We start from the raw sequence: 26,294 nt of genomic DNA on the forward strand, positions 1-26,294 counted from the left end.
TAACGCAAGAAACTCTAGAGGCGATGGTGTATGACGCACTCACGCCCGCCATGCTTGAAATCATCTATAACGCACAACCAGCCCCCACAGGAGAATCACTATGCTAAAACAAATTGACGCACAAGAACTTAAGGTTCGCATCGAAATCGCACAGGCAAGATACCGAGACAGAAAATCTGGTATTGATCACTTTGCTGCTACAGATCCAGTTAGCGGGAGAGCCGTTTCAAAGTTTGTAGACGGTGGTACGGAAGTAGTTCAATGCTCTACACCTCTGGACATCTTGCCAACTTATCTGGACCAAATTCAGCGAGGGTATACCCCGCACCCCTTGTCAGTAGTACAGGTCGATCACGAACGTTTTGATATCTACTTCTACAAGCCAGAGCAAGTTATCCAGGCTGCACTTGAGCAAATCGCCAAAGACGAAGCCACCAAGTACCATGCTGAAATCGAAGAGCATAATGAACAGTTCATCCAACAGCAAGTTGACGCTCAACTTCGTGTTGACGCTGCTCGCGAAGAGCGTGCAAAAGCAGCACTTGAGGCAGAGAAACGTGCTCTTGTTGAGAAACAGATTCGTGAAGCTTTCACCCCCCAACCAGCAGAAATTACAAAGACCGCTCCAGCCCGAGGAAAGCGCTGATGGAAAAACCCGTAGTACCGGTACAACTGGCGTCGCGTATCGCAAGACTTGCAGAACCCGCTCCACGCAGAATCATTTTCAAACTCAAATCCGATACATCCCTCGATATCAAACGTATCCTTGGAAACTTCAAGGAGGTGGTTCAACGCATTTACAGTGAGAAGAGTTACCGTATTTTGTGGTTTCGCTGCAAAGATGGAAGCATAACCGTTGCAATTGCTGGCACTCGCCCTGTAATTGCGCATGTTGAACTGTTCCTGGCCCATGGTCGCATGTCTGGATTGTTTGAATCTGGAAGTATCGTTTATGAAGGTATGGGTGCTAAATCCTTCCAGACTCATGTGGAGCGACAACTACGCCAATATGTAACTACGCAAGTAGAGCATAGCTTTGGAGGGACCAACCCATGAGTGGTCACAACGAAGAAATCGCACGCCTAACTGGTAGTTTGTTTTTCAAAGTCGACTCAACTGGTCTACAGCGCTTTCTAGGCATGTTGAAAACTGCCGAGGCTTCCATGCAGCGAGTGGGCAAACAAGCCGAAGCGCTCTCTGCAAAGATGGGCGCCAAGATTGGGCTCAAAGTAGATGCATCTGCCCGTGAAAAACTCGACAAGCAAGTACGTACATCACTTGATCGTGAGTTGAGAGGCGAGATCCTTGTCCAGAAGGCACGTCGCGCCACGCTGACGGCTGAACTACAGGGCCAGAAATTGCAGTTTGCCGGACAGAAAGAGTTGGCATTTCTCAGTAGCGCCGCCATCCGAGACAAGCAAGCTTTGGCCGTTCTCGCAGCCAAAGAACACGCCGCCCAAGCAGCGAAACTCAAGGTACAGGGCTTGGCAATCAAGAACGAGGATGCACTGGCACAGGCCAAGGCTCGTCAGGTGAAAGCCGAGTCAATTCTTGCCATCCAGCAGCAACGCACCCTTGCTCTACAGGCCCAGCAGCAACGCACCATGAGCGCCACTGCTCGTATTGAGCAAGCCATGGTGCAAGCCCGTGAACGAGGTCAGCGACAAGCTCAAAAGTTTGTCGAATCGCAAGCTGCCGCCAAGGTGCGGGCACATCGTCAGGATGTTGCACACCAGCAACGGCAAGAGCGCTTCCAGTGGGCTCAAACCCGACAGGCTCAATGGGAGGCCAACCGTAACAAACCAGCACCCTCTACGGGCTTCCTTGGGCTTGGTACAGGCGCTTTGGCTGTTGGCGGTGCCGCCGCTGGCGTGGCTGCCATTGTGGGCGCTATCAGTGCCTTAGGCGCTCGTATGGAGGCTGTGCAAGGCCGCGTCAGTGAGAGTCAGCAACTTGAAAACGTGCTCACCCAGGCCGGTGGCAAGAACCCTGCAAATGCTGAATTTGCTAAGTCTGAATGGCTACGGATCAATGCGAAATACGGCACCGAAGCCAGCCTTGAGTCTGCGAAGGCATACCGTACGTTCCTGATGGCCGAGGTGGCACGTGGTCGTAGCTTGACTCAGGCCACAGGCACCTACGAGACCCGCCAAGCGGCATTCCGTGGTGCTGGGATGACTGCCGAGGAACAGCGCCGTGCCAACTTGCAGCTCCAGCAAATTGCCAGCAAATCACAGAGCGACCGTGAAGACCTGAATAACTTCAGCGAAGCTGCTCCGCTACTGGTAGAGCCAATTCGTAGGGCGTGGGCAGCACGTAACAAGCACGCCTTGGACGGCAACTTGGAAAAAGACTTTCGTGCGAGCACCACAGTTGGCAATCTCAAGGCTGAGGACTTCACGAAGGGTATCGAGCTGTTTGTAAAAGAGAACGCCGACGCTATCGCCCGACAGAGCGGGAGCATTGATTCCAACGCCACGAGGCTGTCCAACGCCCAGTTCTTACAGCAACAAGGTTTGGACCAGAATCCAGAGTTGATTGGGGCCATCAACGAGCGTTTGAAGTCTGAAATGGACCTTAACGAGGCTATGAAGCCCCTCAAGGAGACCGCTGTTCAACTGGATATCGCGCTAAACAAGCTCGCTACATCCGTACTGCGTATGTCCGTGGGTAAAACTCCCACCGGTGAGGGAATGACACCAGAAGACCGAGCCCGTCAGATCGGCAACGCTGGTGTAGACGGAGTTCTCACTTTGCCCGCTGGCAGCAACGATTCCCGTTCGGTTCAGCAACGCCTTGATGAGCAGGCGCGTGATCCTGTGTCGAAGCTCTGGCGCCTCCTTGGGGTTGGCAAGGATTTGCAGCAAATTGCCAACGATAACCGCAAGCGTTGGGATCAAGTTGGGTTTGACGAGCAACACGCTCCACTCGATCCAAGAATTCCAGCCTTGGATATGTCAGGTTTGAACACCAAGAGCCTGCCAAACTTTGGTCGTCATCTTGAGGACTTGCTGAGCCAGTCAGATCCAAATAATGCAGTTGCCAAAGTTGCAGCTCAAGCAGTTGCAACAGCATCACGTTCTACGCCGGGAAGTAGGGGTGAAATGATTGCCGATGATCAACCCAATAAAGGCGGTGCCGTTACCAACACCACCAATATTGACGCTCCCGTGCATGTTGAAGTAACCATTAACGCAAAAACAGATGCCTCCCCAGAGGCTATTGGTGCCGCTGTAAGTGGGCAAGTTCGCGAAGAGATTCAAAAGACGTTCCAAGCCTACCTGCCTAAAGAAGCAATGTAGAGCCTGCTGACAACAGGCTTCCCCCCTTCCATGTATCCAGCAAGTCCACGGAGGCCCTGTGCCTGAATTAAAGTTTATCAAGCGATTGCTTGTCACTGGCATTGTAATCACATTGTGCAATATCGGCGTCACCACGTACGGCATTATTCGTAACGGGTATATGTCAGCCATTACGGCGAAACAACTCCACAACTATGTTGAACATCAGGCTGACAGTCTTAGAAATAATTGGTTTGACTGGCAGCAAGAAGACCTTGCCCGTTCAAGGAAGTTTGCAGAGCTAGAGGTTGCCAAGCAGCTACGTCAATCAACAGGAGGAACGAAATGAAATACGAACAAATCGCTTTGCAGGCGGATTACCACGCTGCTACTAAACAGTATGTGGCAGAAGTTTACGGCGAACAAGTTTCCCAGCAGTTACCCGGTGTCGCTGACACTGTTTGGCAATCCATCTTGATGGGCATGCCTGAACAACTTTGCTGGGTATCTGTGTTAAGTGATCACCGACTCCCACCACCTAGTGGAGAGAATCCATGAACCAAGTTTACCATGACGCAAGTCTAGCAATGAGCGCCGCTTATGCACTGTCGCAAAGGCTTCATAGGCCCGTGTATCGCCATGTCGCCCTTGATGACAGGGGCGCCACAGTTTGGTTAGTGACGCTTGAGCGAGACCTCGATACGGCGTTACAGGCGTTCTCGGCATAACTAACAAACTCCGCCCATCGCTAGTAATGAAATGATTCCGTCATTACGCCCCACAAGCCACGTATTACAAGGGCTGTAGCCACTTTTTAGTGTGCGGAAGCACACGACATTACTCTACTCCAGAGGTAAACCAACTATGAGTAAAACACTCTCCTGCCGCCATTGCGGCCACGTGTTCCTCTCTACGAAGTTCAAACCTTTCTGCTCCACATCTTGCCGCCACGCGGCAACAGCAGAAGATCCCACTACCAAGAAATCACATACCGCTTACCCTGAGGGAGCCATTAATGAAGCTAGCAACACCCTGCAAGACAACTAAGACTCAACGCCAACCTGTATGTAAGCACTGCAAGAAACGCTTTCGCACAACCAGCGCTACAGCCATCTACTGCACCCGCCAGTGCAAACAACTCGCCGCCTCCACCAAGAGACGAACTACACGCCTTGCCAGAGCAACCAACTCCGCATTCCTGTACCACTTGGCCTACGAATGCGAACGTGCAGGAACCCTGCAAATCCTAACCGGCCATACAGTTGAATCATTGCTAGCCCTGCACGACGTTTACAAACTCAAGCTCAAAGCCAACCAATACGGCCAGACCAAAGACTTTGAGATCAGCCACATTGCCCCGGTGCAAGGCCACGCCTTCATGGGCCTATACCACGCTGAAAACCTTGTAGTAGCGCCGACTAACCTCAACCGCGCCCACGGTACGAAACACTACGGCCATGGCCTGAGCATCAGTCGTAGCGCCTTGGTATCCAAACATGCTGTAGAGAAGGGCGCCCCCCGTAAACAAACGGTAGAACGCATCATCAGGTTCCTTGGGCCTGATGTAGTAGCCGACCTGGTGAAGGTCGCCAAGATCCAGTCAACCCAGCGTCATGCCCTGACATCGTGGCTACAGGATCACCTAGACCCAACTGTGCCAGAGCACCGCGATCACCTAGACAGCCTTGACGGCATGACCACCCAAGCCCTGAGGGCTCTCAAGGCGACATTGGAGGGAAAGGAGGGGGGTACGGCTTTTGTAGTGAAGACCACCACCTACACAGCCTCTGACGTGTTCCTACTGGAGCTTGAGCGCCACTCCACATACCGACCAGAACTAGCCGTTGTCTTGGGCATCCTTCGCAAGCGTGTGGCCCCGTTTACGTCACAGCACTTGAGTAGGGTCAGCCTCAACGCTCTGGAGCAACAGGCAGTCTTTGACCTGTTACACGGCCAGCCTGTCGAAGCTATCCAGGGCGTCCTAGATGAATACATTGCCCGCCACACAAGCATCACGGATCGTGGCGAACGCATCCCGGCATACGCCCCTATTGTGTTTACCTTTTCATCCAAGCAAACAGCAACACCAGTCATTCCCGCTGCACAGGCTCCCGCAAGGGTGCTGGAGAGACTGATGGGCTTTGCTGAATCTCTAGATGACTCAGTGCCAGACGTGGTTCCGGTGATGCCTCTGGTGCGTCAACCGGTGGCGGTTGATCCGCTTCCGTGGGAGCAGTAGGCAATGGGCGAAACCCCCGGTAGACCCATTCAAAGGCGTGTAAGATTCCAAAGGTGGCTCCTCCAATGAAAATGCCTGCCATGAACCCAACGGTGAGAATCTGTCCCAGCGTGGGTTGTGGTGTCGCGGAGCCAAATCCGAGCGCGGCAGTTTGTAGGTTCTCTACTGTGCTGAATGCCACGTAAAGCCCAATGCCAATAGCTGCTAGCCATTTCACCAACTCCCACAGCCTTCTCCATCCTTCTCCGTGCATATGAGTCTCCCTCGTGGCGGTTATACAGCCTTAGGGCGGAAGCCCCGATACACCCATCCAATGAGCCATCCCATTACATAGAGGCTGGCGCATATGCCCAGCCAGATCCCTACCCCAGTAGCGACGTGCTTGAATTGTTTTCCCGGCAAGCCCAGTAAATCAAGTTGGTAGCGCTGCTCCGTCTCTTTGCTGCGTTCATCCATCTGGGCCAAAGTTTTGTCGGATGTTTCATAAATGCTCCGAGGCTCGATACCGGCCTCTCTGTTCTGGATGTGTTCGATTTCCATGCTCTGCATAGCTTTCTCGGCTTTGTACCAAGTCGTTAACTGGCTTTCGGTTTCTATGCTATCAACGATGAGAGCTATAGCTACCGCTCCAAGCAGGAAGCTCACCAGTACCCACAGCCTCTGCCACCCGTTCAATCGTTCCATTCACCAGCGCTCCTTTGTCGTGGGCATGATTATCCATGGTGGTGCCTTAGCGGCATACCCCATCAGTGCCACGAACTCTATACGACAGCTCCTCTCCCTTGAGGATAAGAAATTGGTGAGTAATTGCCTCTAACTTAAATATATTCGTATCTATAATCGTAACTAACGATTTCTCTGTCACGAATAATCGCAAGTAGATAGTTAATAACGATTATAGTGCGCGGCACCACTGAAAAATAAACTTGCACGGGTGTTATTAGTAGGTATATGTTCATATCTCACCCACTTACCGAGTAATGCCATGAACACTCACGTGCTGCTTTCGTTCGACCTGAAACAGAATACAGCTACAGAAAACCGTGCCCTCTTCGACGAGCGTTTGGAGGGGCGCGGCTGGAAGGATTGCCCAGATGTCAGTAGTACTAAGACCAAGGCTTTCATTGGATGGGATGCAAAGGAGGTCAAGCTTAATGCCATTATGGAGGTTTACGAAGCTGCACTGCACGCTAGCATTAAGGAGACTTCTTTTGTTATCCAATGCGGCAACTTAGAGCCCGTGAGCAAAACACTCCTTCATCCGAAGCACAACATGTTACTAAGCGAGCGCCTTGGACTCTCGTTGTGACACTTCGCCTGTAACTCCAAACAACCTGGGCTAAACGTACCGAATACTTGTGGACGCTATAGGCGTTTCATCCAAATGTCAGATGTGTGGCGCGTCTATAGCCCAGTGTTTCCGTGGCCTGAGGGGATCGAGGGCTAAGCCTTTTCCCGTGGCAGTGCTCAAATCGTGGTTTTAGCACCAGAATGCCGATTCTGCGCCGGAATCACCGTTTTCGTGTAACACGGCGACACCCAGCCCCGGCCAGCTCCCGGTGGACTAGTCTCTCATCACCACCGTTCAAGGATGACCTGCCATGCCTGCCAAATCAGACCCCGTTATCCTCGTTGCCGACCTGCTGACGCTGCTCTGGGAAAATCAGTTAGCGACTGCTGCGTCCATTGAGGAGTTGGGCGTTTGGGTCAGGTCTCAAGGTGGGGGTGACGCACATTCCCAAGCAGTGGAGGCGCTTGAGGCGCTAGACAGGAATGCTAGTGCCATTGCCGAGGGGATCATGGCTTTGCGTAGTTAGCGGCTATCAAAGAAGTCTACTTCTCTAGTAGTCGGATAACTGTCTGTCCGATAGGTCAATCCACTATCAAATACCTATCCACTCTTGGCTATCAGATAGATTATTCTTGGCCTATCAAATCAATAGACTAAAGGATAGCCAGCCATGAACGCACATTTGTACTTGAGGGCCAGCACCAAGGATCAGGACGCCAATCGTGCCAAGGAATCGCTTGAAGCATTCGCCGTTGAGAAGGCCCTCACCATTGCAGGCATTTACTCCGAGAACGTCAGCGGGACGAAGCTCAACCGCCCTGAACTGATGAAATTGCTTGATGTGGCTCAACCGGGAGACATCCTTCTTTGCGAGTCTGTAGACCGCCTGAGCCGTCTTTCCATGGGCGACTGGGATACGCTAAGGGCCGCTATCAAGGCGAAGGGCCTTCGCTTGGTGATCGCTGACCTGCCCACCTCCCACATGATGGTTGAGGACAAAGGCATCACTGGGCAAATCATGGAGGTGATCAACAACATGTTGCTTGACCTGATGGCTACCATGGCCCGCCTCGACCAAGAAAAGCGTGTTGAACGGATCAACCAAGGACTAGCCAAGAAGCGAGCAGAAGATCCCAACTGGAAGCCAGCCGGTAAGGGCAAGAATGCCGAATTGTGGAAGAAGGTAGAGGCACTGATTGTGAAGAATCCAACCCTATCGGCTGACGATGTAGCCAAGTTGGCAGATTGTGGTGTTGCTACGGTGTACAGGATCAAACGTGAACTGAAAGCCTGACTGTAACGCCCCACAGAGCCCGCCTTGAGCGGGCTTTGTTGTATCTGATACCAAGTGACAGCAATCGGCTCAGCGCCTGCCAGAAGCGAGCCCAGCGGCGGCCAATACACGACTTATTTCTACTTTAAGAATCGTTTGCATTTGGCCTGTTGTAGGTTGTTTAGCACCTCGGGCAAGACTCTGTGCCCTTGGGTTAATTTTCAGGCTGGCGAATCCAAACACCAGTCAAGGTGGTCCGAATTTTTCGGCGGAAAAGGGTACTTCCCAGAAAAACGCCTTTGGGCAAATCCCTCTACAGCAGCGCTGTAAGCATTGATCTAGATAGGTCGTATATCCAGCTCGATATAGCGTTGGATTATATAAAGGCACGTAGTGCGCCCACTGCTGGCGTTCTGCCCGAGAGCGGTAGCTCTCAAGTGGATACCCCTTCGACGTTCCGTCGCGAGTGAATCTCACGATAGCGAATCGCTATCAGTCATGCCTGATAGATAGGTCAAGATCAAAGGCTAACAGCTAGGTTTTTGGATAGTGGGTATTGGTCGAGGACAGACCGGAAGGTCTAAGGTGTTACGACTGGCGAAAGGCTCGCCTAAAGAGGTGCTATGGCAGGAAGCCACCAAATCAGCACAAGCTTGGTGGCGACTTTCACGTCTTAACGTGGCGGGCTACGACGGTGGTGGCAAACATCTTCCCACTCACCGAAGCGGAACCGACGATATTGACGAACCGGCACCGTTTTGGCGCCGACACTGGTGTTGCGGGTAAAGCTAATCGACATGTCCATTAGGGCAGTCTCCAGTACGTTGAGTTAAGGCGTACAGTCTGGAGACGACCACCGATCACTCACCGATTGACGCAATTGCATCAAATGGCTTTTAATGGCGTCCTTCTTTCGACAGTACTGAAACGTATGCGTCGGAGGGTACGGGTAGTCACGTTTCTGTCGCCAAACGTGGCGTGGCTACTCGTAGACATCTTCTGCTGAAACCGCCTTTATTGGCGGTTTTCGCGTTTCTGTCGCCATCATATCGTTAAGTCAGAGGCTCTGCAAGCCCCTGTGAGCGTCTGTGAGCGTAATTAACGATTTACCCCCCTCACGACCCCTCTAACACCCCCTAAACGCCCACAAACGCACCGAAAGAGCCTCAGCAGGCCCTTATTAGGTCCTTACCGGCATATTTCATTGGAAAGCACCTAAAAGTGATAAAACCGCTAAAAACGGTGCGTTTTAGCCTGTGTTTTCACCGTGAAAACAGCCAAAAACACTACATGTAGGGTCTTGGAGGAGGGCGAGGGTACAAGATAGTGGGTTTTGGGGGGCTTATCAACGCACTGCCTGTGGATAACGCTGTGGGTAAAATGTGCATGAAACGAGGTGCGTTGACGTAGACCGCGCCACTGCTGGATTGCGCCGCTTGTCACCGAATGTTCCAGAGTAGAAATGACTAGTTGGATTTTTGTGACGGGCGGAATGAAGAAGGGTCAATCTGTCGTACTTGGAACGGACTGCTCCCACTTGAATAGTGCAGCCGCCCGTTTAATAGCGCCTTCGGATTCGCCCGCGTCACGGATGTGCTCAAGCTCCTCCCGCTGCCCTTGTGTGATTTCCCCGTGCATCACCTGTTTATCGAGTATTCGGGCGTCCATGGAGCGGATTGTTAGCTTTCGTTCGTGGTGGCTGATCAGAAAGGCGAGCGTGCCGCTGATAATGACGCGATAGACCTCATCCAGCCGACCCAGCTTTGAGACGCTGATACGCACGTCCAACCGCTTGACCAGATTGTTGGCCGCTGTACGGCCTTCATAACTAGTCAGGTCGAGCTTTTCAAAGAAGTCAGACTTGCTCACTACCTGATCAGCAGCGAGATTCTGGGCGACGGCGTCACGGTCAGCGACGAGTGCTTCTAAGTCGACCTCGATTTGCTGCAAAAGCTTCGCGGTGATCCTGCTGGGAAACTCTTGGTGTGACGCTTCGGCATTGGCCTGCTTTGCCCTGAGTTCTTCTATACGTCCATCACTCACATTTAGCTTCTTTGTAAGGCTGCCGGAGCTGGAGCGCACCAGCGATAGGCTGTCCACCTTGGCTAACACCTCTTGGAATACCAGCTCTGAGCGTTCTGAGCCAATGACGCCGGTATCGCACAAGCCTTTTTGCTTGTTGGCACACTTGAAGTACTTTCGGTCCTTGAAACCCTGTAGGTGCATGGCTCCGCCGCACTTCTGGCAAAAGAATATTCCCGCCAGTACGTTGAAGTTTTTCGTCACCTTGGTGACTTTATGGAGCCTACGGGACGCTCTGGCGGCGGCGGCGAGATAGAACTGTTCCTCGGTAACAACTGCTGGGAAGTAGTTTTTGATTGGATCGCCGGATGGTGTCCGTACCCCGTCGATAAAGATGTGAGGTTGGTACTCGCCTAGGGTGGTGCGGCTTTCGAGGATATGCCGAATGGTGCTGAACCCCCATAGGCCGCTGAAGTTCTTCCGGCCCGCCGAGAATGCCGGAATACCTTCTTGGTTGAGGTTCGCTGCTATTACTCTCGAGCCATAACCCTGAGCCGACATATCAAAGATACGTTGCACCACCTTTGCATGATCGGGGTTCAATGCGTATCCGTCAGGTGTAGCGTCCAACCATAGAGGTCTTAGCTTGCCGAGCGGTTTACCTGTCTCACGAGCGTCCTTGTGCTTGTTCCTCCACGCAGAGGAAACCCGGCTCCCTTTAGTAGCAGACTCCTCGTGAGCCCTAGACATCGTAATTATCGATACGATCAGGTCTATCTCGTTGTAGTCACTGGTGTAGAGGCGCCTATCCGTGCTGGTGTAGACATTGATCCCTTTTGCCAGCAGGTCGAGGAAGCGGGGTAGGGCGTCACGTACTCGCTCACGGGAAAGGCGGTCGAGTGATTCGATAACCAAGATGCTGCCCGTTGGTACGGTCCCGTCCTCGACGAACGAAAGGAATCGAGCCAGCTCGCCGGTGTCGTCGAGGTGCCTACCTTTATATGCAGATCTCCCAGCGTCGAAGAACAGATAGTCCGTCGGGTCTGCCAGTTCGTACCCGTGTTCATCGGCAAAGGCTTTGGCTGATTTGATTTGACGGGCCTTACTATCCCCTGCGGATTGCTTGGCGCTGCTGAACCTGACGTAACTGAAAACCTTAGGCATGATGCCTCCTACTAAGCCAAACTGGCCTGTAGGTAATTGTGGCAGCACTTCTTGAACTTCTGCCCGCTGCCGCACGGGCAGGCATCATTGCGCCCGGCCTTCACGTCCACGGTCGGGTCGATGAAGTACCAGCGCCCCTCATTCTGTACGAAAGAAGACTGCTCGCGGTGGCTATGTTCGCCGGTGCTGTCATGCCAGCGCGCGGTAAACGTCACAAAGGCGTGTTCCGGCTGGCCGCCGAATACCTCGGAGCTTTCGACCTCAAGGCCCAGCCAGGTGCTCTGCAAGCTCCAGGCACTGATGGCGTCGCGGTCCAGGCCGGCCTGTTGCGCAGGCAATGTGGTGCTCACCAGGTAGTCGACCAAGCCCAGCACGTAGGCGCTGTAGCGCGAGCGCATCAGGGCGCTCGCGCAGGGCGCCGGGTGGCCAGCGTGATAATGGCCGCAGCAGGCATCCAGCAGGTTACCGCTGCCGCAGGGACATATGGATGTACTCATCGGGTTACCACCAATACTTTCCGAAGTTTTCCGGGTTGGCCCAGAAGCGTGCGTTGAGCCAGTCCGGCACCTGTTTATAGTCAAGCAGATCATAGGTGAACAACGTCAGGACCTGATCAAGGCGCTGGAAGCGCTCGCCGGCCTGCAGGGCCAGGGAGAAGAAGTCGGTGTCCTTCCAGTCGCAGGCGGCCAGGTCTACCAGTACCGCGATGCGGCTGGCGTTGAGGTTGCGAATGCCGCCAAGCAGGGTCAGTCCTTGAGGTTTTGACAGGTGCTCCAGGCAGTCGACCACCAGTGCCAGGTCAAAACGCTGCGCTGCCAGTTCCGCGGGCAATGCCCCAGGCTGTGCGATGAACACCTGGGTGTCTGGGTGCGCCGCCTCAAAGGCCTCCAGTGCCGGGAATTGGCTGGAGCCCAACAGCAGCAGGCGTTTGGGCTGGTGCAGATCGAGCAAAGCGGCCAGCGCTTGCTGGGGCGTACGGGAAGAAATACCAGCGGTCATCAGAGATCCTCACATCATGACCCTAGAGACTAGCGCGGCTGAGCGTGCGGGCCTAGAGCGGGCGGTAGCGAAAAGTCCTACAAGTACGGCGATCCTCAATGAATACGGGGGCGTGGCGTAGTGGCGCAGTTGAAAAGAGCCGTCTTTACTCCACCCATCGGCCCCCGCCGATCCCTCAGGAGAAATCAGATGAGCATCATGCGGACAGTTCTACCTTTGGTTCTGCTAACCGGAGTATTGACAGGTTGCGCAGGCTTGCAAAAAACCGATTGGCCCACCTGTGCCGCTGTCGGCGGCGTGACCGGCGCGGCGATTGGCGCGACGGAAAGCTCGGCCTACGCCGGTTATGGCGCATTGCTGGTCGGCGGCATGGCCGGCGCGTATTGCTGGGTTCATGGCGACGCGGATGAAGACGGCGATGGCGTGCCGGACAGCCGTGACAAGTGCCCGGGTACTCCGAAGGGCGTGCAGGTCGACGCCAATGGCTGCCCACCTGCGCCGCCAGCGGCGGTGGTAGAGGAAGTGGTGGTGGTCAAGGAAGAAACCATCGTGATTCGCGATGTGCACTTCCAGTTCGACTCGGCCAAATTGACGGCTGCGGACAAGACCAAGCTCGACACCATCGCCACTCGCCTGAAAAAGGAGGCCCCAAGTGCCCAACTGCGGGTCAGCGGCCATACCGACAGCGTCGGCAAAGACGCCTACAACCAGAAACTCTCGGAAAAACGCGCGCGCTCGGTGACCGACTACCTGATCAGTGCCGGCGTGCCTCGCAGCAACTTTGTGTCCGTGACCGGCGCGGGTGAAAGCCACCCGGTGGCCGACAACAAAACCGCTGAAGGCCGCGCATTGAACCGCCGCGTGGAAATCCAGATCAACCGCTGACAGCCCTTGCCCCTGTGGGATTCCACAGGGGCATTGTTGGCGATCTTCGTTGAAATCGCTCCTTTCTCAAGTTTTTTGATCCTTCACTGGCAAATCGCCTGTAGAAGTCGTTACTGTGCGCCCAAAGAAAAATTTGAAAACACTCAGGAGCCCCATGATGCGTAAGGTTTTTCTGTTGGCCCTGTTGGTCAGCCCCGTTGCCCTGGCCCAGAGCGTCAGTGTTGAAACCAATTCGTTGATGCGCCTGCCTTCCAGCACCAGCGTGTTGCAACTGGAGCGCCTGGACGTGGCGGATTACGGCACCTTGCTGATCCCGGCCACGATCAGCCAGGTCACGGTGGATCAACTGCACCTGGGCCGTGAGGCGCGCATTACCATCGCGCCGGGCAACACAGGGTTGCAGTTGCAAGTGCGCCAGGCGCAGTTGGAACACGGCAGCCAGATCACCTCGCGCGGTGCCCCTGGCACCCATGAAAAACCGGCCAAGGCCGGGCGCGACCTGACCTTGCGTATCAATGCACTGGCCGCTGAAACATTGTCGGTGGATGCCCGTGGCGGCGCGGGTGCACAAGGGTATGCCGGCCTGGATGGTGCCAACGGTGAAGACCCGGGTTGTACCTGGGGTTCGGCCGGGCGGGGGGCCAATGGAGATAATGGCGGCGACGGCCTTCCCGGCGCAGCGGGAGCGCAAGTACGCCTCGAGCTGCCGCAGGACTTTCCGAGCGAGCGGATCAAGGTCTGGGTCGATGGTGGCCCGGGCGGCTTGGCCGGTACGGCGGGTAAACCTGGCAAGGGCGGGCAATCCAAAGGCTGCCTGGTGTACCGCGCTGATGGCGGCGAAAAAGGCCGCCCAGGTTTGGAAGGCCAGCCGGGGCCAGCTGGGCCTGCGGGCTCTGTGACCATCCAACGACTTTGAGTCGTCGGGTCTGACGCCCTCGGGAGCACGTCGCACCGACCTGCTCCCGAGCCAGGTTGAAGGTCGCCTCAGAACATCGGCCGCGCCGAAGCAATCGCCACCAGCAACAACCCCACGATCAAATTGATCCCCACCAACTTGCGAATCTGCCCCAGCGCCGCCGCGCCCGCCGGCCAGTCTTCAGCCGCTACCGCCGTGCGCAGTTCCGGGAACTTCAACGCCTGGATGCGGATAAACAGCGCGGTCATCACCACATACAAGCCCATCATCACCTGCACATAGCGCGGTGCGGTCTCGAAGCCGCTGAAGCGCAGGTGCAGCAGGCCAACGCCGCTGATCGGCAAAACCAGCACCGCCACCCAGACCCACACGAAAAAACGTTGAAACACATTTGCCCACAACTTGAGTCGGGCAGGGCCCTCAAGGGCCGCCACAGCGGCGGGGCGCAGGATCATCCAGGCGAAAAACATGCCGCCGACCCAGATCAGGGCGGCCAATACATGCAGGGTGTAGACGAGGCTGAAGACGGTCATTGTGGTACTCCGTTCTGCGCGGGATTAATTAGCGGGGTATGATAGCGGCCGATTCGAACCACTGAAAATTTATCCAGCGTTTTTTGCGCCCGACTATCCATGATCAGCACTGAACTCAAAACCACGATCCAGGGCGCCTATACGCGTTTTCTCGAAGCCAAGAGCTTGAAACCGCGCTATGGCCAACGCCTGATGATCGCCGAAGTGGCCAAGGTCCTCGGGGATATCGACACCGACGACGAAGGTCGCCGCGAAGGTGAGCCTGCGGTCGTGGCCGTCGAAGCCGGCACCGGTACCGGCAAGACCGTGGCCTACAGCCTGGCCGCGATCCCGACCGCCAAGGCCGCCGGCAAGCGCCTGGTGATCGCCACCGCCACCGTCGCCCTGCAGGAGCAGATTGTCTACAAAGACCTGCCCGACCTGATGCGCAACAGCGGCCTGAACTTCACCTTCGCCCTGGCCAAGGGGCGTGGCCGCTATATGTGCCTGTCCAAGCTCGACGTGCTGTTGCAGGAAGGCCATGCGCAAACCGCCACGGCGTCGCTGTTTGAAGAAGAAGGCTTCAAGATCGAGGTTGATGAAGTCAGCCAGAAGCTGTTTACCAGCATGATCGAGAAATTGGCTGGCAATAAATGGGACGGCGACCGCGACAGCTGGCCCACCGCCCTGGAAGATGCCGATTGGGCGCGCCTGACCACCGACCATAGCCAGTGCACCAACCGCCATTGCCCGAACTTCGGCCAGTGCGCCTTCTATAAGGCACGGGAAGGCATGGGCAAGGTCGATGTGATCGTCACCAACCACGACATGGTCCTGGCCGACCTGGCCCTGGGCGGCGGCGCTGTACTGCCGGACCCACGCGACACGCTCTACGTCTTCGACGAAGGCCACCACCTGCCCGATAAGGCCATCGGCCACTTCGCCCACTACACGCGCCTGCGCTCCACCGCCGACTGGCTGGAGACCACCGCCAAGAACCTCACCAAGTTGCTCGCCCAGCACCCCTTGCCCGGCGACCTGGGCAAGCTGATCGAACAGGTGCCGGAGCTGGCGCGCGAGATCAAAACCCAGCAGCAGTTCATGTTCAGCGCCTGTGAACAGGTGGCCGACTTTAAACCTGGCGAAGACGTGGAGGGCCGAGAGCGCCCGCGCCATCGTTTTGTGGGTGGGCTGATCCCCGAGCACATGCGCGAAATGGGCGTTGAGCTCAAGAAAGGCTTTTCGCGCCTGACCGACCTGTTCACCCGCCTGACCGACCTGCTCAAGGAGGGCATGGACGGCGAGGTGAATATCGGCATCGCCAGCAACCAGGCCGAGGAATGGTACCCGCTGTTCGGTAGCCTGCTGTCCCGTTCCCAGGGCAACTGGGAGTTGTGGACCGCGTTTACCGCCGAAGACCCGGAAGACAACCCGCCCATGGCGCGTTGGCTGACCCTGTCGGAAAGCGGCGCGCTGTTCGATATCGAGGTCAATGCCAGCCCGATCCTGGCTGCCGAAATGCTGCGCCGCAACTTGTGGAATGTCGCGTATGGCTGCCTGGTAACCTCGGCCACGCTGACCGCCCTGGGCACCTTCGACCGCTTCCGCATGCGCGCCGGCCTGCCGAAAAAGGCGGTGACTGCTGTGGTGCCGAGCCCGTTTCATCATGCCGACGCCGGCGTGCTGCGCGTGCCCGACCTCAAGGCCGACCCTCGGGATGCGCCGGCTCACACGGCCGCCATCATCCGTGACCTGCCGTCCCTGGTGGAAGGTTCACGCGGCACCCTGGTATTGTTTTCCTCACGCAAACAGATGCAGGACGTGTTCGATGGCCTCGACCGTGACTGGCGCAAGCAAGTGTTTATCCAGGGCAACCTGTCCAAGCAGGAAACCCTGAACAAGCACAAGGCGCGGGTCGATGGCGGGGATTCCAGCGTGCTGTTCGGCCTGGCCAGTTTTGCCGAAGGCGTGGACTTGCCCGGTGCCTACTGTGAGCACGTGGTCATCGCCAAGATTCCGTTCTCGGTGCCGGATGACCCGGTCGAGGCTGCCTTGGCCGAGTGGATCGAGGCGCGGGGCGGCAACCCGTTCATGGAAATCTCGGTACCGGATGCTTCACTGAAGCTGGTGCAGGCCTGCGGGCGCTTGCTGCGTACCGAAGAAGACCGCGGCACCATCACGTTGCTCGATCGGCGCTTGGTTACCCAGCGCTATGGCAAAGCCATCCTGAATGCGTTGCCGCCATTCAGGCGCGAAATTTCTTAAGCCACCGTGGGCGAATTCGCCCACTTCGTGGTCTATCTCACTGCTATCGCTTTATGTCATCAGGCCATTCACCGGCCGTTTGGGAGAACCTTGCTCGTATGATTCGCACGCTGCCCGCCCTTTTTGCCCTGCTGTTCGCCGCGCCCTTGATGGCCGCGCCCAGCGGGCAACAAACATTGTTCAACTTCGTCCGGCCTGCCGATGTGGTCAAGGTGGCGACCCAGGACGCCAGCCTGCCGCAATACAACGCCGAACAAACCCCGGAAGGCGAGGTGCTGCGCCGCATCACGTTCAACCCGGCCGCCGAACCGAGCCTGGTGCTGAGCCCGCAAAGCGGCGTGTGGGACTGGTCGCAGTCCGGCGCCATGAGCCTGCGTATCCAGAGTGCCATGGACTGGGCGTTGACCCTGTACGTCAAGGTGCAGAGCAACGACGGCAAGACCCTGGTCAGTCGCATCGACCTGCCTGCGGGCCCGGCCCAGACCCTGCTGGTTCCGTTGCAAGCCAACTCGCCGCTGAGCCAGGGCATGAAGGCGGGCCCGCCGATGCCGATCACCGTCGACGGCCAGCGCGTGTTGCTGGCCAGCAGCGCCGGGGAGATCGACCGCAGCCAGGTGGTCTCGGTGACCCTGTCGATGATCAAGCCCAATGTTGCGCAAAGCATCCTGCTGGAGCGCTTCGGCGTGCAGGACAGCGAGCCAGCGTTCAAGGCTGCCTACAGCAACCTGGTGGACGCCTATGGTCAATCCACGCGTGCGCGCTGGCCGGAAAAGGTCAGCAGCGACGAACAACTCAAGGCCGCCGCTGCCAAGGAGCAGCAACAGCTCAAGACGTGGCTGGCCGAGCGGGATAAGTCCGCACTGGATCAATACGGCGGTTGGAACAAAGGGCCGGCGTTCGATGCCAGCGGCTTTTTCCGCACCGAGAAACGTGACGGTCGCTGGTACCTGGTGACGCCGGAAGGCCACCCGTTCTACTCCCTGGGCGTGAACACCGTGGCGTCGGATAACAACCAGACCTACGTGGCGGGGCGTGAATGGATGTTCGGGGCGTTGCCCCAGGCTGGTGAACCCTTCGACAAGTACTATGGCAGCAGCGATCATCGCACCGGCAATGGCGCAGGCGAAGGCCGCAGCTTTGCGGCGGGGCGCTGGTACGATTTCTACCGCGCCAACCTGCAGCGTACCTACGACACTGATGGTTACGACCAGAAGCGCTGGATCAGCCACACCCTCGACCGCCTGCAGGCCTGGAGCTTCAACACCATCGGCAACTGGAGCGCGGCGGACCTGGCCACCGCCGACCGCGTACCGTACACCTTGCCGCTATCGATCGTCGGCGATTACGCCAGCATCAGCACCGGTACCGATTGGTGGGGCGGCATGCCCGACCCGTTCGACCCTCGCTTCGCCATGGCCACTGAGCGCGCCGTAGCCATCGCTGCCCGCGATCACCGCGATGACCCGTGGCTGATCGGCTTCTTTGCCGACAACGAACTGGCCTGGGCCGGCCCCGGTGATGATCCCAAGTCACGCTATGCCCTGGCCTATGGCACGTTGCGCATGACCACCGACGTCCCGGCCAAACGTGCGTTCCTCAAGCAATTGCGCGACAAGTACCGCAATGAAGAAGGCCTCTCCAGGGCCTGGGGTATCCACCTGGCGGGCTGGGAGTTGATGGAAGACCCAGGCTTCGAACCGCCGATGCCGAGTCCTGAGCACCCAGAAATCGAAGCCGACTTCAAATATTTCCAGAAAACCTTCGCCGACACCTATTTCAAGACCATTTCCGATTCGTTGAAGTGGCATGCCCCCAACCAGTTGCTGCTGGGTGGCCGTTACGCCGTGAGTACGCCGGAAGCCGTGGCCTCCTGTGCGCAGTATTGCGACGTGTTGAGCTTCAACATGTACACGCTCAAGCCTCAGGACGGTTATGACTTCGCTGCGTTGCGCGCATTGGACAAGCCCGTGTTGATCACCGAATTCAACTTCGGCTCTGCAGACCGTGGCCCGTTCTGGGGCGGTGTGACGCAGTTGGCCAGGGAAGAAGACCGGGGGGCGGCGTATGCGACCTTCCTCAAGCAGGCCATGGCCGAGCCGTCGATCGTCGGCGTGCATTGGTTCCAGTACCTGGACCAACCGGTTACCGGTCGCCTGCTGGACGGTGAAAACGGCCACTTCGGCTTGGTTGGCATTACCGATATCCCATTCCAGGGGTTTGTCGACAGCGTGCGCAAGAGCAACCTGGCGGCGGTCGACCAACTGGGCAAGGAAGCCGAAAAGGCCAAGGCGGCCAGTGCAGTGCATGAGCACGAAGGCGGTAACGCGCATGATGGCAAAGGTGCGGGGCAGGGCGCTGGGCACGCCGGCGGGCACTCTGGAAATGGTCATTGATTCAGTGGTGACGGGTTCACAAATCCTACAAGGGCTGGAACAATGTCAGCCACTTTTTATGGCGTTTTCCGAGGGGGCTTAGGTGCAGGTTCAGGGTCATTACGAACTTCAGTTCGAAGCGGTACGTGAAGCGTTCGCCGCCTTGTTCGATGACCCGCAGGAGCGTGGTGCCGGGCTTTGCATCCAGATCGGCGGGGAAACGGTAGTCGACCTGTGGGCCGGTACCGCCGACAAGGATGGTGCCGAGGCCTGGCACAGCGACACCCTCGTCAACCTGTTCTCGTGCACCAAGACGTTTACTGCGGTCACGGCCCTGCAATTGGTCGCCGAAGGCAAACTGAAGCTGGATGCGCCAGTGGCCGATTATTGGCCGGCGTTTGCGGCGGCGGGGAAGGAAACCATCACCCTGCGCCAGTTGCTCTGCCACCAGGCCGGATTGCCGGCGATCCGCGAAATGCTGCCCGCCGAAGCGCTATACGACTGGCAACGCATGGTCGACACCCTGGCGGCCGAAGCGCCGTGGTGGACACCGGGCCAAGGCCATGGCTACGAGGCAATCACCTATGGTTGGCTGGTCGGCGAATTGCTGCGCCGTGCCGACGGGCGCGGCCCGGGTGAATCCATCGTGGCGCGGGTTGCGCGGCCGTTGGGATTGGACTTCCATGTAGGGCTGGCGGATGAAGAGTTTTATCGCGTGGCTCATATAGCGCGCAGTAAAGGCAATATGGGCGATGAAGCCGCACAACGTTTACTGCAAGTAATGATGCGTGAACCGAACGCCATGACGACGCGGGCATTTGCCAACCCACCTTCTATTCTGACCAGCACCAATAAACCCGAATGGCGACGCATGCAGCAGCCGGCGGCAAATGGTCACGGTAATGCGCGCAGCCTGGCGGGTTTTTATAGCGGTTTGTTGGACGGTAGTTTGCTGGAAAGCGACATGCTCGAACAATTGACTCGTGAACACAGTATTGGGCCGGATAAAACCTTATTGACTCAGACCCGTTTTGGCCTGGGCTGCATGTTGGATCAACCGCAGTTGCCCAATGCAACCTTCGGCCTTGGCCCGCGTGCGTTTGGGCACCCTGGCGCGGGTGGTTCGGTGGGGTTTGCCGACCCTGAACATGATGTTGCGTTCGGTTTTGTGACTAATACGTTGGGGCCGTATGTACTTATGGACCCTCGTGCGCAGAAGTTGGTCGGAATATTGGCCGGTTGTCTGTAAACCCCTTGCTGTTTCACGTTTTTTTGTTACAAATGCAAGTATAAGAAGACGCTGAGCGAAATGTTGTAACTTTAATGTTCTGGAAGCGTCTGTTTAACGGGTCATCCAGACCCCCCGGTTTTTTTCTCATTTTGTGGATATCTCATGTTATCGAACAAGTCCTTGGCACTGGCGCTGTGCCTCACTATTACTGGTTGCGCACAAACTCCACAAAATGATGCCGAAGGGGGGCATTGGTGGTCATTTGGATCTGATAAGGCTGCCACCAAGGACGCAGTGAGCCAAACCGACGCCAAGCCGGACGCTAAACCTGCCGCTGGCGCCAAGCCTGCTGCCCCGGTCGCTGCTGCTGCTGCCCCAGCTCCAGCCCCAGCCCCAGCCCCAGCGCCGGTTGCCAAGGCTGACACCGGCTCCAGCTGGTGGCCGTTCTCCTCCAAGAGTGCCGACGAAAAGGCCGCCGATGCCAAGGCTGACCTGACGGCCGACCTCAAGGCCGCGACGCCGGCACCCGCCGCCGCGCCAGCTGTCGCCAAGAATGACACCGAAACCCACTGGTGGTGGCCGTTCGAAAGCAAGCCCAAGCCACTGGCCAAGGTCGACGTGACCAACGTACCGATGCCCGACCCGAAAATCACCCAGGCCTGGCTGGACGACTATGAACCGCGCCTGCGCGCCGCTATCAAGGACAGCAACCTGCAACTGGAGCGCCGCGATAACGTATTGGTGGTGATTGCCCCGGTAGACGGCTCCTACAACCCGAAACGCCCGGCGATGTTGTTGCCGGTTACCCTGGGCCCGTTCACCCGCGTTGCCAAGGCTGTTGAAGCCGATCCGAAAACCGCCGTACTGGTGCTGGGCCACGTGGATGCCACCGGTTCCGCTCCGGCCAGCCAGGCGTTGACCAAGGAGCGCGCGCAGTCCATCGCTTCGATTTTCAGCCTCAGCGGCTTGAAGCAAGACCGCTTGATGCTGCGTGGCATGGGCGACCTTATGCCGCGTGCCGCCAACGACAGCAATCAGGGGCGTGCGCTGAATCGTCGCATGGAAATCATGTTCACTCAGCGTACAACGATGTTGGCCTTGCTGAGTAAGTACAACTCCGGCAAGACGCCACCTGTCGCTGAAATGGTTGCCGTGCAGGATGTTCCAGCGCCGGCACCGGTTGCCAAGACTGCGGCGAAAAAGGCGCCTGTCGCCAAGAAAGCCGCCGCCAAGCCAGCTGCCAAAAAGGCCCCAGCCAAGCCGGCTGCGAAGAAACCGGCTCCGGCCAAAGCCAAGGCTGCTACGCCGGCGGCGAACGACCAGGCGAAAAACTGATCCGTTGAACCAGAAGGATAAAGTCGCATGACCCAGGCACTGGCCGATATGCGCCGTGACTACACACGGGACGGTTTGAGCGAGGCCCAGGCCCCGGATGAGCCGTTTGCCTTGTTTCACCAGTGGTTTGCCGATGCGGTGAAAACCGAGCAGCCACCGGTGGAGGCCAATGCCATGACCCTGGCCACGGTAGACCAGGACGGTCGTCCGCACTGTCGCATCCTGTTGCTCAAGGGCCTGGATGCACAGGGCTTTACCTTCTTTACCAACTATCAGAGCGCCAAGGGCGAACAACTCGCGGCGCGGCCGTTCGCGGCCATGACCTTTTTCTGGCCGACCCTGGAGCGCCAGGTGCGCATTGAAGGGCGGGTCGTCAAGGTGACGCCCGAAGAGTCGGATGCCTATTACCAGGTCCGCCCCCTGGGCAGTCGCCTGGGCGCGTGGGCTTCCCCGCAGAGCCAGGTCATTCGTGATCGCGACGCGCTGCAGGAACTGCTCAAGGCTACCGAACAGCGTTTCAGCGACACCCAGCCCGATTGCCCCGAGCACTGGGGTGGCTACCGTTTGCTGCCCGAGCGTATTGAGTTCTGGCAAGGCCGCGCCAGCCGCCTGCATGACCGCCTGAACTATCGCCTGCAAGGCGCGGACTGGACCCGCGAGCGCCTGGCGCCCTGAGCGGCACCTTTCGTCATCTCTCCTGAATCAAGCCGATCACACCGAAGTCTCTGTTCAAGAGTCTTCGGGCGTGTAGTGCTGTGCGGCGTTCTTTAGCCAGAGCGGCAGGTCGTTCCGCTTGATCTTCAAGGCCCGGGCCTTCTCTAGCTGTTGCAGCATAAAGGCGCGCTTGTGCAGGTCGTTGCCCGCCAGGGACAGCGCCAGGTCGCGGTCTATCCAACGCCTGATGCGCACGTACAACCAACCATGGAAGTACAGACCAGCGGCGGTAATGACTACAATGATGAAATAATCCATGAAGTTCCTGGTTATGTTGAGCGTGCTACCGTTCGTCGGTATTTTGGGTACTGGCAGTCTGTACTCAGGCTGAATGAAAGCAATTTTCTGCCGGGCTTGCCGTGACAGGCGTCAAGCTGCAGCGTCTAATGAATACCTGTCCTTTGGAGTTGATGCTATGCGTAAGTCCGTTTTACTGGTTGCCTGCTTTACCACCCTGTCGCTGCTGCTGGGTGGCTGCGCTTCGAGTCTGACCGGCGACTCGTACTCCCGTGACGAAGCGCGTCGTGTGCAGACCGTTCGCATGGGGACCATTGAATCCCTGCGTCCGGTGAAAATCGAAGGCACCAAGACCCCAATCGGCGGCGCAGCGGGTGCAGTCATCGGCGGTGTCGGCGGCAGCGCCATCGGCGGCGGCCGTGGCAGTATCGTTACCGCAGTCATCGGCGCCGTTGCTGGCGGCCTGCTGGGTTCGGCCACTGAAGAAGGCCTGACCCGTACCCAGGGCGTGGAAATCACCGTTCGTGAAGACGACGGCAGCATGCGCGCCTACGTACAGGCCGTGCAGGAAAATGAAATCTTCCGCATCGGCGACCGCGTGCGCATCATGACCGTTGATGGCACCAGCCGCGTGACTCGCTAAACGTCAGTCGTAGAAACACAAAACCCCAACCGGGTGACTGGTTGGGGTTTTTTTATGGGGGCGGCCAGTGCGCGGCTGGCGTTGTGTCTGTCCAGGTACGCACGACCTGTGACGAGGGAGCAAGCTCCCTCGCTACAATGATGCGCGTCGCCGAACCTCTCAGGCCTTCTTGCGACTTGCCATCGCCGTCACGCCATACCCAATACATGCCGCCAATATCGACCCGGTCAGGATCCCCATTCGATCTTCCCCGGCAAACTCGCTGGCGCCCGGCACAAAGGCCAGTGAGCCGACAAACAGGCTCATGGTGAAGCCGATACCGCACAGGATCGCCACGCCAAATACCTGGCCCCAGTTGGCACCGCTGGGCAGGGCAGCGAGGCCGGTCTTGATGGCCAGCCAGGTGAGGCCGAACACGCCGATGGTCTTGCCGATCAGCAGGCCCAGGGCGATGCCCATGGGCACATGGTGGGTAAAGCTTTCCAGGTTGACGCCGTTGAGGGACACGCCGGCGTTGGCGAAGGCGAACAGCGGCAGGATGCCGTAGGCCACCCATGGGTGAAGCGCGTGTTCCAGGGTCAGCAGCGGCGAAGGTTCGGCATTCTTGGTACGCATCGGGATGCAGAACGCCAATGTCACGCCGGCCAAGGTGGCATGCACGCCACTTTTCAGCACGCACACCCATAGGATCAACCCGATGATCAGGTAAGGCGCGAGCTTGATCACACCTAGGCGGTTCATGGCAATCAAGGCGATCAAGCACATCCCCGCGCCGGCCAGGGCGGCACCGGAGAGGTCGGCGGAATAGAACACGGCAATCACGATGATCGCGCCAAGGTCGTCAATAATTGCCAGGGTCATCAGGAACAGCTTCAGCGACACCGGCACACGCTTGCCCAGCAGGGCCAGCACGCCCAATGCGAAAGCGATGTCGGTGGCCATGGGGATGGCCCAGCCGGAGAGCGCCGCCGGGTAATCCTTGTTGATCGCCCAGTAGATCAGCGCCGGTACCACCATGCCGCCGATGGCCGCAGCGCCCGGCAGGACCACTTGCGATGGCTTGGACAAGTGGCCGTCCAGCAGCTCGCGCTTGACCTCCAGGCCGATCAGCAGGAAAAACAAGGCCATCAGGCCGTCGTTGATCCACAACAGCGCGGGCTTGGCGATGTTCAGCGCGCCAATCTGGGCCACCACCGGTACCTCGAGAAAGGCCCCGTAGAGGTGGGACAGCGGTGAGTTGTTGATGATCAGCGCCAAGGCGGCCGCCGCGATCAATAACAGACCGCTGGCGGCTTCCAGCTGGAAGAAACGGGTAAAAGTGCTACGCAGAGCCAAGGGATGCTCTCCAATCCAGATTCAATAGGTGGGTACCCTAACCCGTACTGTTAGTTGTTAAAACAAAAGTTATATTCTTATTTGTTATAAGGGATGGGGTACCCTGGCATTGCGCCAAAGCCTAGCAATTGTGTGTCCAATTGAGTCGTCACTGTATCTGTGTGCAGTGTAGGAAACATCCTAAGATTGGGGCTGAAATTCTTAGAGATCTTCCCTCATGAGTGACCATCGTCCCTGGGCCCGCGAAGCCATTCGCATCATTGAAGCGGACTTCCAGCGCAGCGCTGACACGCACTTGATACCTCTGCCGCTGCCGGGCTTTCCGGGTATCGAGTTGTACTTCAAGGACGAGTCCAGCCATCCCACCGGGAGCCTGAAGCATCGCCTGGCGCGCTCGCTGTTTCTGTATGCGCTGTGCAATGGCTGGCTGAAGCCCGGAGCACCGGTGATCGAAGCATCCAGCGGTTCGACGGCGATTTCGGAAGCCTACTTTGCGCGCCTGCTCGGCCTGCCGTTTATTGCGGTGATGCCTGCCACCACCTCCCAGGAAAAGATCGCCCAGATCGCTTTCTATGGTGGCAAGAGCCATCTGGTACAGGATCCGACGCAGATCTATGCCGAGTCCGAACGCCTGGCGAAGGAAAGTGGTGGTCACTTCATGGACCAGTTCACCTACGCCGAGCGCGCGACCGATTGGCGGGCAAACAACAACATCGCCGAGTCGATCTTCCAGCAGCTGCGCTTTGAGCGACATCCGGAACCGAGCTGGCTGATTTCCAGCCCCGGCACTGGCGGTACCACTGCGACCCTAGGGCGCTACGTGCGCTATCGCCAGCATTGCACCCGCGTATTGTGTGCCGATGCCGAGCGCTCGGTGTTTTTTGACTACTACCTCAGCGGTGACGCCAGCCTGCGCCTGGACTGCGGCTCGCGGATCGAAGGGATTGGTCGCCCACGGGTCGAGGCGTCGTTCCTGCCCAAGGTGATTGATGCGATGGTCAAGGTGCCGGACGCACTGTCGTTGGCGGCCATGCATTACCTGGCCGAGCGTTTGGGGCGGCGGGTCGGGGGTTCCAGCGGGACCAACCTGATTGGCGCATTGGTGGCGGCGCAGCAGATGAAGGCGGCAGGGGAGTCAGGTTCGATCGTGGCGATCTTGTGTGATGGGGGCGAGCGCTATGCCACCACCTATTACGACCAAGCGTGGCTGCTGGGGCAGGGATATGAATTGGATGGCTTGCTTACGGCCGTTGCGGCCAGTGTGGAGCGGGGCGAGCCGTTGCCGGCCAACATCCTGCGCGCAAATATCTGATCCGACGCAAAGCCTGATGTGGGAGGGGGTAGGTTCCTCCGGCGTGAAATAACTTATTGATTATTAAGGATTAAATATTTCCTTTGATGATCGGTTTTTTGTGGTGATCGGGATTGTTGTGGGGCGCGGGTTCGTTGTGGGGGCTGGCTTGTTATGGGGGGGGCTGGCTTGCTGTGGGGGGGCTGGCTTGTTGTGGCGAGCGGGCTTGCCCCGCGTTGGGCTGCGAAGCGGCCCCAATAAGGCCGCCGCGTTTATCCAGGCATATTAA

The 26,294-nt window shown here is 57.6% G+C and carries 24 protein-coding genes; 17 read left to right on the forward strand and 7 right to left on the reverse strand.

Going from position 1 to position 26,294, the window contains the following annotated elements; genetic code table 11:
* Nucleotides 1-100 precede the first annotated feature (100 nt).
* The 6 genes from AC1Q6I_RS10470 (at nucleotide 101) to AC1Q6I_RS10495 (ending at nucleotide 5,520) form a co-directional block, all read left to right on the forward strand.
* On the forward strand, nucleotides 101-646 hold the full coding sequence (locus tag AC1Q6I_RS10470; protein ID WP_146015733.1) for a hypothetical protein: 546 nt from the start codon (nucleotides 101-103) through the stop codon (nucleotides 644-646).
* Complete coding sequence (locus AC1Q6I_RS10475) at nucleotides 646-1,056, forward strand: hypothetical protein (RefSeq protein WP_146015732.1); 411 nt, start codon at nucleotides 646-648, stop codon at nucleotides 1,054-1,056. The genes AC1Q6I_RS10470 and AC1Q6I_RS10475 overlap by 1 nt, the downstream gene beginning before the upstream one ends.
* Nucleotides 1,053-3,302 (forward strand): tape measure protein, encoded by a 2,250-nt coding sequence (locus AC1Q6I_RS10480; RefSeq protein ID WP_102624149.1) that lies wholly within the window; start codon nucleotides 1,053-1,055, stop codon nucleotides 3,300-3,302. Before AC1Q6I_RS10475 ends, AC1Q6I_RS10480 begins: the two co-directional genes overlap by 4 nt.
* 58 nt (nucleotides 3,303-3,360) lie before the next feature.
* A complete protein-coding gene (locus tag AC1Q6I_RS10485; RefSeq protein ID WP_102624148.1) occupies nucleotides 3,361-3,630 on the forward strand; it encodes a hypothetical protein in 270 nt (89 codons plus the stop codon).
* The gene (locus AC1Q6I_RS10490; RefSeq protein WP_102624147.1) at nucleotides 3,627-3,839 is read left to right on the forward strand and encodes a hypothetical protein; all 213 of its coding nucleotides are present in this window, start codon (nucleotides 3,627-3,629) and stop codon (nucleotides 3,837-3,839) included. The genes AC1Q6I_RS10485 and AC1Q6I_RS10490 overlap by 4 nt, the downstream gene beginning before the upstream one ends.
* A 457-nt stretch (nucleotides 3,840-4,296) precedes the next feature.
* Nucleotides 4,297-5,520, forward strand: a complete 1,224-nt coding sequence (locus tag AC1Q6I_RS10495; RefSeq protein WP_102624146.1) for a hypothetical protein — start codon at nucleotides 4,297-4,299, stop codon at nucleotides 5,518-5,520.
* 273 nt (nucleotides 5,521-5,793) lie between these two features.
* Here the strand turns inward: AC1Q6I_RS10495 and AC1Q6I_RS10500 are convergent, their stop codons facing one another.
* Complete coding sequence (locus tag AC1Q6I_RS10500; protein ID WP_102624145.1) at nucleotides 5,794-6,204, reverse strand: hypothetical protein; 411 nt, start codon at nucleotides 6,202-6,204, stop codon at nucleotides 5,794-5,796.
* Nucleotides 6,205-6,505: 301 nt separating this feature from the next.
* On the opposite strand from AC1Q6I_RS10500, the gene AC1Q6I_RS10505 reads away from it, so the two are divergent.
* A complete protein-coding gene (locus AC1Q6I_RS10505) occupies nucleotides 6,506-6,829 on the forward strand; it encodes a hypothetical protein (protein ID WP_102624144.1) in 324 nt (107 codons plus the stop codon).
* 652 nt (nucleotides 6,830-7,481) lie between these two features.
* A complete protein-coding gene (locus AC1Q6I_RS10510; protein ID WP_102624142.1) occupies nucleotides 7,482-8,105 on the forward strand; it encodes a recombinase family protein in 624 nt (207 codons plus the stop codon).
* A gap of 1,482 nt (nucleotides 8,106-9,587) precedes the next feature.
* Here AC1Q6I_RS10510 and AC1Q6I_RS10515 read toward each other — a convergent pair.
* Genes AC1Q6I_RS10515 through AC1Q6I_RS10525 form a run of 3 tightly spaced genes read right to left on the reverse strand, consistent with a single transcriptional unit; the run spans nucleotide 9,588 to nucleotide 12,269 of the window.
* A complete protein-coding gene (locus tag AC1Q6I_RS10515) occupies nucleotides 9,588-11,270 on the reverse strand; it encodes a recombinase family protein (protein ID WP_102624141.1) in 1,683 nt (560 codons plus the stop codon).
* 11 nt (nucleotides 11,271-11,281) lie between these two features.
* Nucleotides 11,282-11,767: a YchJ family protein gene (locus AC1Q6I_RS10520; RefSeq protein WP_102624140.1), complete on the reverse strand. Its 486-nt coding sequence runs from the start codon at nucleotides 11,765-11,767 to the stop codon at nucleotides 11,282-11,284.
* A 4-nt stretch (nucleotides 11,768-11,771) separates the two neighbouring features.
* On the reverse strand, nucleotides 11,772-12,269 hold the full coding sequence (locus AC1Q6I_RS10525; RefSeq protein ID WP_024073867.1) for a DUF6231 family protein: 498 nt from the start codon (nucleotides 12,267-12,269) through the stop codon (nucleotides 11,772-11,774).
* A gap of 189 nt (nucleotides 12,270-12,458) precedes the next feature.
* On the opposite strand from AC1Q6I_RS10525, the gene AC1Q6I_RS10530 reads away from it, so the two are divergent.
* Together AC1Q6I_RS10530 and AC1Q6I_RS10535 are read left to right on the forward strand one after the other, a co-directional pair.
* Nucleotides 12,459-13,154: a PA1041 family peptidoglycan-binding anchor lipoprotein gene (locus AC1Q6I_RS10530; RefSeq protein WP_102624139.1), complete on the forward strand. Its 696-nt coding sequence runs from the start codon at nucleotides 12,459-12,461 to the stop codon at nucleotides 13,152-13,154.
* 157 nt (nucleotides 13,155-13,311) lie between these two features.
* The gene (locus tag AC1Q6I_RS10535) at nucleotides 13,312-14,070 is read left to right on the forward strand and encodes a hypothetical protein (RefSeq protein WP_041160858.1); all 759 of its coding nucleotides are present in this window, start codon (nucleotides 13,312-13,314) and stop codon (nucleotides 14,068-14,070) included.
* A gap of 68 nt (nucleotides 14,071-14,138) precedes the next feature.
* Here the strand turns inward: AC1Q6I_RS10535 and AC1Q6I_RS10540 are convergent, their stop codons facing one another.
* A complete protein-coding gene (locus tag AC1Q6I_RS10540) occupies nucleotides 14,139-14,603 on the reverse strand; it encodes a CopD family protein (protein WP_024073870.1) in 465 nt (154 codons plus the stop codon).
* A gap of 99 nt (nucleotides 14,604-14,702) precedes the next feature.
* Here AC1Q6I_RS10540 and dinG point away from each other — a divergent pair, with 99 nt between their 5' ends.
* From dinG to pdxH, 5 genes are all read left to right on the forward strand, one after another.
* Nucleotides 14,703-16,847: an ATP-dependent DNA helicase DinG gene (dinG, locus tag AC1Q6I_RS10545; protein WP_024073871.1), complete on the forward strand. Its 2,145-nt coding sequence runs from the start codon at nucleotides 14,703-14,705 to the stop codon at nucleotides 16,845-16,847.
* A gap of 98 nt (nucleotides 16,848-16,945) precedes the next feature.
* Nucleotides 16,946-19,240 carry a beta-galactosidase gene (locus AC1Q6I_RS10550; protein WP_102624138.1) on the forward strand — a complete coding sequence of 765 codons (2,295 nt, stop codon included), beginning with the start codon at nucleotides 16,946-16,948 and terminating at the stop codon, nucleotides 19,238-19,240.
* 82 nt (nucleotides 19,241-19,322) lie between these two features.
* Entirely contained in the window at nucleotides 19,323-20,468 is a 1,146-nt protein-coding gene (locus tag AC1Q6I_RS10555) for an EstA family serine hydrolase (RefSeq protein ID WP_024073873.1), read from the forward strand.
* 144 nt (nucleotides 20,469-20,612) lie between these two features.
* Nucleotides 20,613-21,785 (forward strand): OmpA family protein, encoded by a 1,173-nt coding sequence (locus AC1Q6I_RS10560; protein ID WP_102624137.1) that lies wholly within the window; start codon nucleotides 20,613-20,615, stop codon nucleotides 21,783-21,785.
* 27 nt (nucleotides 21,786-21,812) lie between these two features.
* Nucleotides 21,813-22,460: a pyridoxamine 5'-phosphate oxidase gene (gene pdxH, locus AC1Q6I_RS10565; RefSeq protein ID WP_102624136.1), complete on the forward strand. Its 648-nt coding sequence runs from the start codon at nucleotides 21,813-21,815 to the stop codon at nucleotides 22,458-22,460.
* 54 nt (nucleotides 22,461-22,514) lie between these two features.
* On the opposite strand, the gene AC1Q6I_RS10570 is transcribed toward pdxH, so the two are convergent.
* On the reverse strand, nucleotides 22,515-22,757 hold the full coding sequence (locus AC1Q6I_RS10570; RefSeq protein WP_024073876.1) for a hypothetical protein: 243 nt from the start codon (nucleotides 22,755-22,757) through the stop codon (nucleotides 22,515-22,517).
* A 157-nt stretch (nucleotides 22,758-22,914) separates the two neighbouring features.
* Between AC1Q6I_RS10570 and AC1Q6I_RS10575 the strand changes: the two genes are divergently transcribed.
* Nucleotides 22,915-23,379: an outer membrane lipoprotein gene (locus AC1Q6I_RS10575; RefSeq protein ID WP_003189251.1), complete on the forward strand. Its 465-nt coding sequence runs from the start codon at nucleotides 22,915-22,917 to the stop codon at nucleotides 23,377-23,379.
* A 159-nt stretch (nucleotides 23,380-23,538) separates the two neighbouring features.
* Here AC1Q6I_RS10575 and nhaA read toward each other — a convergent pair whose 3' ends face one another.
* The gene (nhaA, locus tag AC1Q6I_RS10580) at nucleotides 23,539-24,714 is read right to left on the reverse strand and encodes a Na+/H+ antiporter NhaA (RefSeq protein WP_102624135.1); all 1,176 of its coding nucleotides are present in this window, start codon (nucleotides 24,712-24,714) and stop codon (nucleotides 23,539-23,541) included.
* Nucleotides 24,715-24,931: 217 nt separating this feature from the next.
* Between nhaA and AC1Q6I_RS10585 the strand changes: the two genes are divergently transcribed.
* Nucleotides 24,932-26,026 (forward strand): PLP-dependent cysteine synthase family protein, encoded by a 1,095-nt coding sequence (locus AC1Q6I_RS10585; RefSeq protein ID WP_024073878.1) that lies wholly within the window; start codon nucleotides 24,932-24,934, stop codon nucleotides 26,024-26,026.
* Nucleotides 26,027-26,294 lie beyond the last annotated feature (268 nt).

It is taken from the genome of Pseudomonas sp. MPR-R2A5 (genome assembly GCF_058793055.1).